This is a genomic window from Porphyromonas uenonis DSM 23387 = JCM 13868, from assembly GCF_000482365.1.
Lineage (GTDB): Bacteria > Bacteroidota > Bacteroidia > Bacteroidales > Porphyromonadaceae > Porphyromonas > Porphyromonas uenonis.
Window position 1 is genome coordinate 99,227 of the sequence record NZ_KI535307.1, and the last position, 15,096, is coordinate 114,322.

A 15,096-nucleotide genomic window follows, 5' to 3' on the forward strand; every position below is an offset into this window, starting at 1 on the left:
AGGCACCTCGACTCTTCAAATCCAATTTGTCGCATTAAATTTGAACAGGCATCTATTGTGCAAAGAAAACTTTTTACTATCTTTGCGGTCGATACAGCTTATGAAGAGACTCACGCATATCGATATGCCGACGCGAATGACGGCTTTGCTATTAGGGCTAGTGTACGTACTGGCTCTGATGGGGCAAGCTGTGCACCAGCACGATGCGGAGATCTTTTCGTCAACTTACTACGGTCTAATCTCTGATGCCAACGGGCACCAGAGTGACGATAACAAGAAGAGTGACACTAGCTCTAGGGTATACCTAGTTAATAATGTAACTTGCCCCATCTGCGAGTTTCACCTCGGTATCACAGACCAGTGTGCAGTAGCGCCATCCTTTGCGGTGGATGAGTGGGATGCTCCCGCTCCAGTGCTACAACCCGAAGCTGTACACCTAGCCCTGAGAGAGGGCGAAGCTCTAAGAGCCCCACCAGTGAGATACTGCTAGCCACACCTATTCTACTACGTGGCTATAGGCGGATTAGCTCTATGCTGATGCTCCGCCGTATGCGCTTGCTTTGGCTTCTTGCCATAGTGTGAGTGACCGTCGTGTCGCTCCCCTACCTTCCCTAGCGTAGCTAGACCATATCTATGTGACACAACCACTTACGCACGCCTGCTCCTCCGTAGTGAGCGAGCGAAGCTATCGGCGTAGTGGCACTGTCCCTCCTTACATTTCACTGGTTCAAATCATTTTTGCGATGTATTGCAGATACATTTGCCATCTATTAATATATCTCATCCCGATGGGTGCTCTAGCTGAGTCATCCATATCGATACCTGACAGCGTAGCGCTAGAGCCTCACCCCTTTGACGAGACGCTCCAGACGGTGGTCGTCAGAGCCAATAACCATCGGCTTCAGACCGCTCGCCTCGGTCAGACCATCGAGTGGCTTGACAGCACTTATCTGACGAAACACTTTACGGGCAACTTTGCAGCGACCCTAAGCACGCTGCCCGGGGTCAATGTGATCACGATCGGATCTGGCTACGGCAAGCCTGTGATCCGTGGTCTAGGCTTCAACCGCATCGCCTATGTCGATGGGGGACTCAAGCAAGAGGGACAGCAGTGGGGCGCCGACCATGGGCTGGAGGTAGATGCCTTCGACCAAGACCCTGTCCAAGTAATCAAGGGGGCTGGCTCACTCCTATACGGCAGCGACGCCCTAGGAGGAGTCATTGTGAGACAGCCAGCAGATCCTCCTCACAAGCAGGGGCTCTATGGTTCCTGCACACTACTGGGACAGAGCAGTACGATGGGCGGTGGTGGTAGTCTCATGATGGGCTACCTGCACGGAGCGCATCACATCCGTCTCCGTGTGAGTGGTCAGTATCATGGCGACCGCAATGTGACGGCTGACAGCATCACCTACCTCACCCGCTGGATACCGATACATAATCGTAGGCTAAAGAATAGTGCCACACAGACCTACGCCTCCCAACTACGCTACGAGTGGTTGGGAGAACAGATCAAAGCTTCGCTACAAGCCTCTGTCAACGGGGAGCGCAGTGGCTTCTTCCCTGGAGCACACGGCGTACCAGACCTAAAGCGTGTGCTACCGGACAAAAGCCGCTACAACATCGAGCTACCCTACAGCAGCGTGCGCCAGCTCTCTACGCAGGGCTCTCTGCAGTGGCGGATCTCTCCGCAGTGGCAATTGGTCGGCGAGCTAGGCTGGCAGCAGAACCTGCGCCGTGAGCTTAGCGCCTTCCACACGCACTACGGGACGATGCAGCGACCCGTGCAGGACGCAGACTTGGAGTTTGAGTTTGACCTCAAGACCATCTCCGCACGCTTGCAGGCTAGCTACTATGCGCCCTGGGGTGGCAAGTGGACCTTAGCCACTGATGGACAGTACCAGTGGCACAAGCGGAGAGGCTACGGCTTCCTCCTACCAGACTACCAGCGAGCAACGAGTGGCATGAGCCTAACCTACCAAGGGCGCATAGCTCAGGGACTACACCTCACCAGTGGTCTGCGCTACGATTTAGGATACATCTCGATGAGCCCCTACCACGACCCCTATCTAGCTGACTACCTCAAGGAGCGTGGCGAGTCCTCGGCAACCTTGGCGCAGTACTACTACAGTAGCCAGGAGGGCGAGCGTCATTGGCACGACCTCTCGGGGAGTGTCGGCTTAGCTTGGCAGATCGATCAACATTGGCTCTGGAAGGTCAATCTGGGCAGAAGCTTTCGCCTACCAGGCATCTACGAGCTTGCAGCAAATGGTATCCACCACGGCACCTTCCGCCACGAGGTGGGCGACCCTTCGCTGGGTAGTGAGCAGGGCTGGCTACTAGATAGCGAGGTGGGCTTTCATAATGAAGTGTGGAGCTGTACGGTAGCGCCTTTTGTGACCTACTTTACCAACTACATCTTCCTGCAGCCCTCGGGCGAGTGGTCCATACTGCCCCACTCGGGACAGATATACCGCTACCAGTCCACACGGGCGCTCTTTACAGGCGTCGAGCTGGAGGGCACTTGGCATCTGCATCCGCAGTGGGACTACCACCTGCAGGGTGACTATGTCTACACCTACAATGTGGCAGACCGCCTAGCGCTACCCTACTCGCCACCAGCACGCTTGAGCCACGACTTGACTTGGCACCCTAAGCACTGGGCGCTCTCGCTCAAGCACCGCATGATCGCTCCCCAGCATCGCATAGCGCGCAATGAGGAGCCGACACCTGGCACAGCCACGTTACTAGACCTAGCTGTGACCTACGACGGACAGCTCAGACAGAGCAACTACAGCATCTCTCTAGCTATCCAAAACCTACTGGACAGCCGCTACTATGACCATATGAGTTACTACAGGCGAGTCAATCTCCCTGAGGCTGGACGAAATGTACTACTAACAATCAATCTATCATTTTAATCTTCAATACAATGATGAAAAGAACAATTTTCGCATCAATCACGCTCCTTAGCTGTCTCGCTCTAGCGACAGCCTTCACCGCTTGCAAAGAGGAGCCCAAGAATCAACCAATTGTTGACACGACCAAACCGGTCATCGAACTCATCGAGCCCGAAGACAATGACTCGCTCCGCATCGGCGGTGAGAACGGCGTGCACTTCGAGATGAATCTCTCGGACAACGACCTCGTCAAGTCGTACAAGATCGACGTCCACAACAACTTCGACGGGCACTCGCACACCCGCGATCTACGTCACGGTGACGACCAGACGAAGCCTTTTAGCTTCAACAAGGAGTACACGGTCAACCAGCGCAACGCCCATATCCACCACCACGACATCAAGATCCCAGCAGACGCAACGCCAGGTGAGTACCACCTCCTCGTCTACTGCGTGGATCGCTCGGGCAATGAGTCGATGGTGGCGCGTACCGTCATCCTCTCCAAGAACGCTCCTGACGATCATCACCACGACCACGACCATGATCACGACCACGAGTAAGGCGGGCAAGAGACATTAATTTGTTTAGTGTATGTGATAGGGAGGGGTGTTACCGTGATGGTAGCACTCCTCTCGCCTTTTTAATTGTTTTCGCAGACTAGTCGTAAGAAGAGCAAACATTAAAGAAGGCTCAACCGCATCGCTGCGACTGAGCCTTCTCGTTAGTGGAACTGCGGACTGGTTAGTCGGCAGTCTTAGCTATGATTACTTACGCTTAGGAGCGTTCTTGAGGATTGCTACGAGGTGACGCCAGAACATCTCCACCGTCTTGATCTCCATACGCTCTGCGGGTGAGTGCACGTCACGCATCGTCGGGCCGAAGGAGACCATGTCAAGGTAAGGATACTTCGCAAGGAAGAGTCCGCACTCGAGACCTGCGTGGATAGCCTTGACCTTTGGCTCCTTGCCAAAGAGCTCACGATAGGTGCTCTCAGCGACCTTTAGGATCTCAGAGTCGGGGTTAGGAGCCCAGCCAGGATAGCCGTCACGAACCTCTGTGCGTGCACCAGCTAGCTCGAAGAGAGCGAGGAGCATGTTGCCCACATCCTCCTTGAGTGACTCGGTAGAGCTACGCTGACTGGTCTCGATGCTGATCACATTGCCCTCCCGCATCTTGACACTAGCTAGATTGGTCGATGTCTCTACGAGCCCCTCTAGCGAGTGGCTCATGCCCATCACACCGTGAGGACAAGCGTAGAGCGTGCGGATGAGCGTGTTAGCCGTCTTGGCATCGACCACTTCCTTAGGAGTCGTGGTCGTCTCCACACGGAGGTTGACATTAGGATCAACCTTCTTGAGCTCGTTGCGGAACTCAGCGTCCATCTCGTTTGCCCAGATAGCTAGATCCTCCTTGCGATTGGCAGGGATCGTGATAACTGCCTTAGCCTCACGAGCGATAGCGTTGTGTAGATTACCACCATCGATCATAGCTAGGCGCATCTCGGGCACCTCCTTGAGTACCTTATATAGGTAGCGCACGAGGAGCTTATTGGCATTGCCTAGGCCGACATGGATGTCGCCACCGCTGTGTCCGCCCTTGAGACCGCTTACCTTCACCTCGAGAGCTATCTGCCCAGCGGGCGTAGCCTCTGTCGTATAGTCAAAGAAGGCCATCGTACCCATACCACCAGCGCACCCGATGAACATCTCGCCCTCGTCCTCACTGTCGAGGTTGATGAGGATGCGTCCCTTGACGAAGCCTGGTTCGATACCCATGGCACCAGTCAGACCAGTCTCCTCATCTACTGTAAAGAGGCACTCAACAGGTCCATGCTCTACGGTGGGGTCAGTTAGGACAGCAAGCCCTGCAGCGACTCCGATACCATTGTCGGCACCTAAAGTCGTACCCTCAGCGTGAATCCATCCGTCTGTGATCTGCGTCTTGATAGGATCCTTGTAGAAGTCATGCTCTACGTCACTATTCTTCTCGCAGACCATATCTACGTGGCCCTGGAGGATGATGGTCTCACGGTCCTCCATGCCTGGTGTAGCACCCTTGCGGATGACTATATTGCCCGTCTTGTCCTGTGCATAGTCTAGGTTATGCTCCTCGGCAAACTTCTTGAGGAAAGCCAATATCTGCTCCTCATGCTTAGAGGGGCGAGGTATCTTAGTGATTTCGTAGAAGTGCTGCCAGATGGGCATGTGAGTTAGATCTGTTATTTGCATCGTTTATTGCTTTGAAAAGTTAGAATATTAGCTGATTAACTACCGCACGATATCAGTTTGTCACCTCAAATGCGTGCGTAAGTCCGACAAAAGGTATACCTTTGTCTACCTGAGAGCTGTAGCACCGTGCTACTCTCCCTCTGCAAATATACTAAGAAAAACTATGAAACTCATCATCATATCCGTTCTCCTAGTCGGACTCGCCGTACTTCTGCTCGCCTTGCGACTGGTCGTCAAGGGCGACAAGAGCCCTCAGAGCTCGCACATAGAGGACAGCAAAGCTCTTAAGAAGAGAGGCATAGGATGTGCCAACAAGCAGATGGCGGAGTTGGCTACAAGACAAGACCTAGCCGACCGTCTAGCCGATGATCCACAGTAGTGCCCTCTCCACCTTTAGTCAAATCAACACAATAACTATATGAACAAGAAGTTTATTCTCCTACTCCCCCTACTCATTGCGTCTCTCCTACTCGGCAGCTGCAATAAAAAACAGAATGGTCAACCCACGACTTCAGACAGCCTGACAGCTGCTATCGCCGTTCCTACGCATCAGCTCAAGATAGGCGTCGTGTCTCTTGACTCGCTCTACAAGAACTACGAGTACTACACTCAGGCAAACAAGCAGATCGAGGCTCAGATCAAGCGCAATCAGCAGGCACTTGCCAACAAGGCGCAGAAAGCTCAGCAAGCCTACGCCAGCTATATGGAGAAGGCTCAGAAAGGTCTCTTTACCACTCAGGCTCAGGTCGATGCCGAAGAGAAGCGCATCACCGCCATGCAGCAGGAAGGCGCTCAGCTGGAGCAGCGCTACGCTGAGGAGGCGATGAAAGCTCAAGCAGATGCTCAGAAAGCCCTTCACGATGAGGTGGTAGCTCAGCTCAAAGCCTTCAACGAGGACAAGAAGTACGACCTGATCCTCACCTCCGCAGGACTTGAAGGCGTGATGTACGCTGGCGAAAGCTTTGACATCACCCAAGAAGTCATTGACTTCCTCAACGCTGCTCACAAAGCTAAGGCCGAGGACGCCAAGAAGTCTAAGAAGTAATCCACACATCTCGTGTGCCGTAAGCCACGCACACTCGCTAAATACTTACCTACTATGAAAATCGCTATACTCGGATACGGGCGCATGGGGCATATGATCGAAGAGGTCGCCACCCAGCGCGGACATCAGGTGGTCGCTCGTATAGATAAGGCTGACGCTGCCCTACTGGAGGACGGTTCTCTGCGAGAGGCCGACGTCGCCATTGAGTTCTCCACCCCTGAGAGTGGCTATCAGCTTTGCCTGGCTGCCCTAAAAGCGGGACTCCCCGTGGTCACAGGCAGTACGGGTTGGAAAGAGCAACTAGAAAAGCTCAAGACTGAGGTGCAAAGCTCTGGACGTGGGGGACTCTTTGCAGCGTCCAACTTTAGCCTCGGAATGAATCTCATGATGATCCTCAACGAGCAGCTCGCCCAGCTCATGGCTCCCTACCCCGAGTACACGCCACGCATTCAGGAGACGCATCACATACACAAGCTTGATGCGCCCAGTGGTACTGCGATCACACTCGCCGAGGGGCTCATCGAGCAGACCCCCTCGCTACACGACTGGCATCTAGGGCTTGAGACGCACGACGGCTCTCTCGGCATTGAGGCAATCCGCGAAGGCGAGGTGCCTGGCATCCACACCGTCATCTACCACTCTGACATCGACGAGATAACGCTTCGCCACGAGGCTTATAGCCGTCGGGGCTTTGCTCTAGGAGCCACCCTCGCCGCTGAGTATCTCCAGCAGCACCCTGTAGGCGTCTGGTCTATGCGTGACCTCATCCTACACAAATAGTCCTTCCCACACACCCCATTCACACTATGAAAATGAAGCTTCACTGGCAAGACAAGACCATCTTTCAGAAGATTGTAGCCATCGTCATACCGATTCTCTACCTCCTCTTCTGTCTCCTCTGGGCTGGTCCCTTTTGGTTGATCTTCCTCCCCTTTATCCTGGACTATTACTTTACCAAGTTCATCAATTGGTCTTGGTACCGCAACATCAAGAACAAGACGCTGAGAGGCTTCGTCTCTCTGCTGGCAGACCTCCTCTGGGCGGTCATCGGCGTGCATCTGCTCAGCATCTTCTTCGTCCAGAACTTTGCCATCCCCACCTCTTCGCTGGAGAAGACGCTCCTCGTCGGTGACTACCTCTTTGTGGACAAAGTGACCTACGGTCCCCGTATGCCGATGACGCCACTGCAGGTGCCACTAACGCAAAACCGCTTCCTCGGCCGTGAGTCTTACCTCAGCAAACCACAGCTCTCCTACAAGCGACTCAAAGGCATCAGAAAGGTACAGCGTGGCGATCTTGTCGTCTTCAACTTCCCCACAGGCGACACCGTCACGACCAAGGTGACCAATCCCGACTACTACTACCTCAAGGAGATGTATGGCGGACGGGCTGCGCTAGAGGCTCAACCGGAGGTCTTTGGCAAGATTGTCTACCGCCCCGTGGATCGTCGTGACCACTATGTGAAGCGCTGTGTAGGACTGCCTGGCGACCTCATCGAGATACGCAACAATGACATCTATATCAATGGCAAGCAACAGGCGCGTCCCGAGCATATGCAGCTCAACTACTGGGTCTGCACCCGTGGAGGATACTTCTCCAGTGAGGAGCTAAAGCATCTAGGCATTAGCCTCGACGATCAGCATGTCGTCTCTCCCTCACAGCTCTCTGCTGGCGACCTAGAGGCGATGGGCTTAGCTGGCGTCGACCCCAGCGACCTGCAGGCGCTCTACCTACTACCTCTTGCGGAGGCGATGCGCCAGCAATTGGCCAGTGATAGCCGTGTCGCTAAGATTGTTGTGTCGCAAGACCCCAATACCAATCTCTACCCCGTAGGCTATGACCTCGGCTGGACCCGTGACAACTACGGTCCACTACAGATACCGCGCAAGGGACTCACCATCGAACTGACGCCCGAAGCTTTAGCACTCTACAGTAGGTGTATACACAACTACGAGGGACACGCTCTCGAGCAGCGTCCCGACGGAACCGTTCTCATTGACGGACAGCCCGCCACGCACTACACCTTTGGGATGGACTACTACTATATGATGGGTGACAATCGCCACAACTCGGCCGATAGTCGCTACTGGGGCTTCGTTCCCGAAGATCATATCGTAGGGCGTCCCGCTCTCCTCTGGCTCTCGCTAGACAAGGATCTAGGTCTCTGGGGCGGCAAGATACGCTGGAGACGTATGATGCACACGATACATGGTCAGCCACTCTGACATAGCAACGAAGAGACGAGCCACCTGGCTACGCTGGGGACTTCCGACGATCATAGTAGTACTCATTATCGTCGGACGGCTCTTCTTCTTTGTCTATCGTCAGCCCACACCTAGCGGAAGCAACTACCACCTGATGAGTCGCATCGCACAGCCACATCGTGGCGATGACGTACTCCTCAAGCTAACCGCCGATAGCTTAGCGGGAAGCGAGCTGATACTACGAGTCGTGGGCGAGCCAAGCGACACCTTGCGCTTTACCGAGGGCAAACTCCTAGTTCTGGGCAAGCGTGGTCGGAAAACCTTTACCATGCCACTCCCCCAGCCTTTACAGCAAAGTACTTACGAAGTGGTCTTGGCAGCCGATGAATATTGGCTCTTAGCCAAGCCCCCGCTCACGGCAGAGACGATAGACTCTCGCCACCTCGGACCGATCCACCGCTCAGAGATCTCAGCAACAGTCATATGGTAGTGCTCCCCACGGCATACGCTCCCTCGATCGCCTATATGAGCTACCTGCTGGACGGTTCCACTCGTATTGAGGCGCACGAGTACTATCAGAAGCAAACCTACCGCAATCGCTGCGCCATCGTTGGCGCCGAGGGGGTGATGAAGCTCTCTATCCCCGTCCTCGCCGGCTCCTCACAGCAGTGCCCTGTACAGTCGGTGCAGATCGCTGAGCATGACAACTGGCGGCACAAGCACTGGTACACCATAGAGACCTGCTACGGTGCATCACCTTACTACGAGTACTACGCTCCCGACTTAGCGCCACTCTACCTCGACAAGGAGCGCCGATCCACATCGCTCTACCAGCACAATCAGCGACTCATCATACGCATCTGCCAGCTCATCCACCTACCCTACCAGTGGCAAGAGACGGAGCAGTATGTCGGCATCTCCGCAGGCGTGTGCTCACAGATCCTGCCGCCCATCACAACCGCCAGCACAGCGACCCAAAAGACTATCGCCTCCGTCCCGTACTACCAAGTCTTCGCCGGATCGCTCGGCTTCGTCGCCAATCTCAGTATCCTCGACCTGCTCTTCAATATGGGACCCGAGTCGCTCCTCGTCTTACGACAGCTCCACGACCAGCTCTCGGGCATCTCGCTTCTCTAGGGATTAGCGTAGCCATGGGCCACAACCGCCGTCATAAAGACGCCGAAGATTAGGACGAAGATTATAAGCCAAAAGAAAGAGATACAAGCCCCAGCGATGGCTAGACCTCGTGGCTTACGAAAGATGCCAATAGTAGAGAAGATGGCTCCTAAGACCCATACAATCCAACCTACGACGGGGAACCAACCTACGACTAGGGCGACCAGCGACAAGGCAAAGCCTGCAGTACCTAGAGAGTTCTTCTGCGGACTCTGTACCACGTTCTGTACATAGACATTTGTTACTGGCTTAGCGGGTTGCTCCGGTATTCGATTCACGTAGTGAGGAGGAGGTGGCGGTGTCTTTACTTCCATAGGGAACTAGTTGATAATGGTTTGTAGTGCCAAAGATACGAATAGCAAACAATAAGGACCCCTCAATGAGGTAACCGTAGATTCAACTACCAAAGGCTCCTTACGTAGAGGCACATGAAACACGCCCAAGCTCTAAGATTAGAACTGGGGCGTGTTTCTATTTATAGCGTGAGGCTCATAGGCCAGACACTCTACTGACTAGTATGTCTTACTGCTTGTCAAAGGGTAGCGTAGCCACTCCCCCGTCGATCATCTGCAGGCGGACATAGTAGCGAGACGACCAGCTCTCAGGCCCCCCCTACACTAGAAAACGTCCTCGTAAGTCGTCAAGATACCGGAGGCCCAAATGACTATTATAAGCCAACAGAAAGAGAGCCAAACCCCTGCAATGGCTGGATATCTTGGCTTACGAAAGATCCCAAGGCCAGAAAAGATAGCTCCCAGAACCCATACAATAAAGCCCAGTTCTGGCACCCAGCCTACGACGAAGGTGACAGCCGACAAGGCGAAGCCAGCAGTACCTAGAGGGTTCTTGCACGGACTCGGCACCGCGTTCTGGACATAGTCATTTGTTACTGGCTTGTCCTGTTGCTCCTTATTTCGGTTTTCATAGGGTGAAGGAGTATTTACTTCCATAGGAAGCTAGTTGAAAATGGTTGGTAGTGCCAAAGATACGAAAAGCAAACAATAGCGACTTCATAGTCCTACGACACGTGGGGAGCCTTAGCACTAGATTGCACCCGTAGTAACAGTCCCGTCACATTATCAGCATATCTTTGCCTCCGCAACTGCTCTAGTGAGCAGTACTTTGTGATGCGCTCTAGATAGAGACTGCGCATCATCAAGCCTAATCACTATAAGTAAACCTTATCACTTTACTATGAGACAAAAACTTTACCTCCTCACCTTACTACTTCTAGGACTACTGAGCTCCTCACACGCTCAGAGCAATCCATACGGAGTAAATCCGACAGCCACCCCTATCGCCTGTACGACGATAGACTTAGACTTCGAAGATCAGCAAATCCCTACTGGCTGGCTCAATGTATCTCTAGAGGGATCACGCCAGTGGGTCCTTAAGACCTTTGACGAGAATACGGCTCTACGTATGACAGCTTACCAATCGGGGAGCAAGTGTACCACAGCTTTCGTATCCCCTCTGATTGAGTTCCCTGAGAATGAGGGGCGGGGCTATCAGCTAAACTTCTGGAGTCATACAGGCTATGCCAATGGCGCAAAGCTCGTGACGAAGCTACTCGATCGTAATGGCAACGTGGTACAAGTCCTAGAGGAGTTCATCAAAGAGAATCATCCAGACTGGGCTCCCTTTTGGGATGAGCACACCCTCTACTTACCTGACACGACAGAACCTGGCTATATATGCTTTGAATATATCGGTAATGACGACAATACGCAAGGGCCGATTATGACCACAACCTACGAAATCGATGACATCGTTGTAGAGCCTGCCAACGCTAAGCAAGAGCTCACAGCCTCCGTAAGTAGCTACGACTTCTACAGTCGTGAGATCAACAAGGATCACACCTACACCATCACCTTCCTTGGGCGCAACCTTCCTGAAGACATACAGCTCTCACTCACCGATAGTAGCAAGGTATTTACCCTGAGCACCACAACACTACCGAAGGAGGGCGGAGAGCTGGTCATCACTTACCACCCTACAGAGGGCGGCAGTCACTCAGCCTCTCTCTCCGCGACGTCTGGAGATCTCTATGAGGGGATCATGCTCTACGGACGTGGTTTAGATCCCTCTAATCCCTACAATGTGGATGTCGCTATGGCTCCGCAAGCTCTCGATGAAAACTTTGAGCCAACTGGGTGGGACGACTCTGGCTACAATCTCCCCAAGGGATGGAGTCAGATCCCCCTCAAAGGTCGTGTAGCGTGGGAGGTCAAGGATTACAACAGCAATAGGTTCCTACATATCAATCCCTTTGGTCTAGGAGTTGAGGTTGAGACGGCCGTAACGACACCTTTGATCGATATGGATCCGACAAAGAGCTACACACTATCCTTCGATTACAACTGGGGCTTCGCCAATGGAGCCGAGCTGTCTGTTTTGCTTTTAGACAAGACAGGCAAGGTGGTTAAGGAGCTCACAACTCTCACCCACAAAGACAATGTGCTATGGAAAGATGACTTCACACCGATGGAGATTTTGTTACCTTCAGGCTGTGATGATAGCTTTATCGCCTTTTTATACAAGGGGCTAGACAGTAACGACAAGAGCCTGAAGCGCACGACCGCTTACCGCCTAGACAATGTCAAAGTGTATGCTGAGGGCGATCAGTCCTCATCGGGTAGCATCAAGGCGAGTGAGTCTCGCGTGGACTTTGGAGAGTTTCTCATTGGAGAGAGTGACTCTTACCAGATCAAACTCACTGGAGAGGGCTTAAGTGAGGATATGACGATATCCCTAGAGGGTGATAAGGGTTTTACCATTAGCCCCACGACCCTACCCAAGGAGGGCGGGGTTATAACGGTCTCCTTTGATGCGAAAAAGTCGGGATCATTTACCACTAAGATCCTAGTAAAGAGTGGCAAGGCTTCTCTGACGATCCCTGTGCTAGCGACCGTAGAGGGCGACGAAGGCGATGACAACAATCCGACCCAAGGCTCCTACCACTTTGACACAACGGCAACGCCTATCGCTCTCAACGAGGACTTTGAGTCTGGTTCCTTACCAGAGGGGTGGACATCACAGGCTCTGAAAGGAACTCGCCAATGGATTATCAAGCAGTACAACAATAATCAGTATGCCCAGTTCTCAGCACATAAGAGTGGAGAGGAACTGACCGTAGGACTCATTACGCCTCTTGTAGCGATAGACGCTGCTAAGGAGTACGAGCTACAGTTTGACCTCAAGAGTGGATTTTGCAATGGAGCGACCCTCAGAGTCTGCCTTTACGATGCTCAGGGACAACTGACTAAGGATCTTAAGACATTCACTGCTACGGATCCAGCTCAGGGATATGCTAAGGACTTCACCACAGAGACTATCGCCTTGCCTAAGGGCACAAGCAACAGCTTCATCCTCTTCGAGTACGCAGGCGACGATAGCTCTCAGACCAAGCGGACCACGACCTATCAGGTAGACAATGTCAAGGTCAGTCAGATCACATCACTGCAAAATGTGGTCGCAACTCCTGCCTACACAATTGATGGGGTTAAGTTGATCCTTACAGATCATGGATCCCTGACACTCTACACAGTAGATGGTACGATCGTGGCACAGGGTGATTACCCTGCTATGAGCCAGATAACACTTGAGCCGAGCAGATGCTACATCCTGCTACTGAACGGCATCGCTTACAAGGTTATGACTCTGGAGTAATCACGAGGAGTCTCAACTTAATATCTAGAAAGGGTCAAGCCCCCTGGACGATAATCGGGGACTAGCAGAGAGTCCTTTACAAAGTCCTCACGCTAGGTAGCGTACCAGCGCCAAGCCAAAGGTCGATGTAGAGGCACTGCTGCAGGAGTTACCCGCACGGATAGTAGCCCGCATCTAGTTTACTTTGTCATAGTCACGCCTAGGAGCAACCGCTTTTCTAGGCGTGACTTTTTCGTTCCACCCCGATATACTCTTTATCGTCAGGAGGAGCAAATCCTCACGTGGAAAATCGAGAGTCTCCAGGGAGCAAACGAATATTCTCCACGGAGACGGGAAATAAAAGTTCGGAAGAATTTTTTTGTCCTCTTCCTGAAATAGTACACAGTTGGGGTTGGCTCCCCAACTGTGTACTATTTCAGGAGAGGACAGGTTCGCTGCCCCCATTTTTGATACCTTTGCATCGAGTTTGTAACCGAGGCTGCCGCGCTAGATGGCAGCTCTCACTAGAAGGTAAAATCATCAAAACTGATAGCATAAACTTCACTCAAGGACCGATCCGTAAGCAACTACTGCGACTGGCGGCTCCGATCGTCGCCACCTCATTTGTCCAGATGGCGTACAACTTCACCGACATGGCGTGGCTCGGACGTCTCGGCAGGCGTGAGGTGGCCGCCGTCGGTGTCATCGGGGTGCTCCTGTGGATCGCTACATCGATCGCTCAGCTTACCAAGACCAGTGCCGAGGTGTGTGTCTCGCAGAGTCTCGGAGCTCGTAATAAACCGCTGGCGATCAAGTTTGCCCGCCACTGTACCACCTGGGCGCTCATCATCGGGACGCTCCTAGCGCTCGTCTACCTACTCTTTGGCTCTCCGATCGTGGGCATCTACAATCTAGAGGCGGATGTGCACCAGATGGCGCTAAGCTATCTGCGCATCGTATTGGTTGGCCTGCCGGGCTACTTCCTGACGCTCGCCATGAGTGGCATTTATAATGCGCATGGACGGAGTATGACCCCATTCAAGATCAATTCGCTGGGGCTACTCTTCAACATGATCCTCGACCCGCTGCTCATCTTCGTCTGCCATCTAGGAGTCGTCGGAGCGGCCCTCGCCACACTCCTCTCTCAGCTGGTCGTCTGCGCTATCCTCTACTATCGCATGCAGCACCGCGACAAGATACTTGACGGGAGCTCCATCGTGACAAAGCTAGCGGGAGAGCAGAGCAGACGAATCTTCGCTATCGGTGTACCAGTGGTGCTGCTCAACTCGCTCTTCGCGCTGATCAGCATATTTATGGGTCGCTTAGCCTCCGATCAGGGAGGCGCTATCGGCGTGGCGGTCATGACGACTGGCGGACAGCTAGAGGGCGTGACATGGAATGCGTGCCAAGGCTTTTGCACGGCCCTAGCGACTTTCGTGGGGCACAACTATGCGGCACGTCAGTTTGACCGTGTGTGGCGTGGCTACAGAACGACGATCCTCATGACGCTATCCATAGGTCTCTTCGGGACGCTGCTCTTTCTCTTCCTCGGCAGGGCGTTCTTTGCGCTGATTGTACCAGATCCTGAGACCTATATAGAGGGCGGACGATACCTTTACATCGCCAGCTTCTCCCAGCTCTTTATCATGGCGGAGATTACGACGCAGGGACTATTTTACGGTGTAGGACGGAGCAATACGCCCGCCATCATCAGTATCGTAGGAAATCTGCTACGCATACCGCTGGCGCTCCTACTGATCTACTTGGGCTGGGGACTGCCAGCCGTCTGGTGGGCTATCTCCCTCTCATCCATCGGCAAGGGTATCACCGCCATCATCGTACTACTCACCAAGAGAGACAAACTAACCCCAACGAACTTAGCCGCTTAACTACGC

General features: G+C 53.3%; 13 protein-coding genes. 11 read left to right on the plus strand and 2 right to left on the minus strand.

Annotated elements, in window-relative coordinates; all coding sequences use genetic code 11:
- The first annotated feature begins 100 nt into the window (after positions 1–100).
- The 3 genes from L215_RS0105655 to L215_RS0105665 all read left to right on the plus strand — a co-directional run bounded on the left by L215_RS0105655 (position 101) and on the right by L215_RS0105665 (position 3,460).
- Positions 101–490 (plus strand): hypothetical protein, encoded by a 390-nt coding sequence (locus L215_RS0105655; RefSeq protein WP_025882609.1) that lies wholly within the window; start codon positions 101–103, stop codon positions 488–490.
- 145 nt (positions 491–635) lie between these two features.
- A complete protein-coding gene (locus tag L215_RS0105660) occupies positions 636–2,921 on the plus strand; it encodes a TonB-dependent receptor (RefSeq protein ID WP_238296106.1) in 2,286 nt (761 codons plus the stop codon).
- A gap of 11 nt (positions 2,922–2,932) precedes the next feature.
- Entirely contained in the window at positions 2,933–3,460 is a 528-nt protein-coding gene (locus L215_RS0105665) for a DUF4625 domain-containing protein (RefSeq protein ID WP_154657855.1), read from the plus strand.
- A 204-nt stretch (positions 3,461–3,664) separates the two neighbouring features.
- Here the strand turns inward: L215_RS0105665 and L215_RS0105670 are convergent, their stop codons facing one another.
- Complete coding sequence (locus tag L215_RS0105670; RefSeq protein WP_025882606.1) at positions 3,665–5,128, minus strand: aminoacyl-histidine dipeptidase; 1,464 nt, start codon at positions 5,126–5,128, stop codon at positions 3,665–3,667.
- 163 nt (positions 5,129–5,291) lie between these two features.
- On the opposite strand from L215_RS0105670, the gene L215_RS0105675 reads away from it, so the two are divergent.
- From L215_RS0105675 to L215_RS0105700, 6 genes are read left to right on the plus strand one after another with little or no spacing between them, the layout of a single operon-like run.
- Positions 5,292–5,507: a hypothetical protein gene (locus L215_RS0105675; protein ID WP_025882605.1), complete on the plus strand. Its 216-nt coding sequence runs from the start codon at positions 5,292–5,294 to the stop codon at positions 5,505–5,507.
- Between the two features lie 39 nt (positions 5,508–5,546).
- Positions 5,547–6,173, plus strand: a complete 627-nt coding sequence (locus tag L215_RS0105680; RefSeq protein WP_027451480.1) for an OmpH/Skp family outer membrane protein — start codon at positions 5,547–5,549, stop codon at positions 6,171–6,173.
- A 54-nt stretch (positions 6,174–6,227) separates the two neighbouring features.
- On the plus strand, positions 6,228–6,953 hold the full coding sequence (gene dapB, locus L215_RS0105685) for a 4-hydroxy-tetrahydrodipicolinate reductase (RefSeq protein WP_025882604.1): 726 nt from the start codon (positions 6,228–6,230) through the stop codon (positions 6,951–6,953).
- 32 nt (positions 6,954–6,985) lie between these two features.
- Positions 6,986–8,398 carry a signal peptidase I gene (gene lepB / locus L215_RS0105690; RefSeq protein WP_025882603.1) on the plus strand — a complete coding sequence of 471 codons (1,413 nt, stop codon included), beginning with the start codon at positions 6,986–6,988 and terminating at the stop codon, positions 8,396–8,398.
- A complete protein-coding gene (locus L215_RS0105695; protein WP_025882602.1) occupies positions 8,382–8,867 on the plus strand; it encodes a S26 family signal peptidase in 486 nt (161 codons plus the stop codon). Before lepB ends, L215_RS0105695 begins: the two co-directional genes overlap by 17 nt.
- Positions 8,861–9,514: a WbqC family protein gene (locus L215_RS0105700; RefSeq protein ID WP_025882601.1), complete on the plus strand. Its 654-nt coding sequence runs from the start codon at positions 8,861–8,863 to the stop codon at positions 9,512–9,514. Before L215_RS0105695 ends, L215_RS0105700 begins: the two co-directional genes overlap by 7 nt.
- Here the strand turns inward: L215_RS0105700 and L215_RS0105705 are convergent.
- A complete protein-coding gene (locus L215_RS0105705; protein WP_025882600.1) occupies positions 9,511–9,867 on the minus strand; it encodes a hypothetical protein in 357 nt (118 codons plus the stop codon). The two genes, L215_RS0105700 and L215_RS0105705, sit on opposite strands and share 4 nt — an antisense overlap.
- Positions 9,868–10,747: 880 nt before the next feature.
- Between L215_RS0105705 and L215_RS0105715 the strand changes: the two genes are divergently transcribed.
- Together L215_RS0105715 and L215_RS0105725 are read left to right on the plus strand one after the other, a co-directional pair.
- Positions 10,748–13,222 (plus strand): choice-of-anchor J domain-containing protein, encoded by a 2,475-nt coding sequence (locus L215_RS0105715; protein WP_027451481.1) that lies wholly within the window; start codon positions 10,748–10,750, stop codon positions 13,220–13,222.
- A gap of 515 nt (positions 13,223–13,737) precedes the next feature.
- Positions 13,738–15,090, plus strand: coding sequence for an MATE family efflux transporter (locus L215_RS0105725; RefSeq protein WP_025882598.1), 1,353 nt, complete (start codon positions 13,738–13,740; stop codon positions 15,088–15,090).
- Positions 15,091–15,096: the final 6 nt, after the last annotated feature.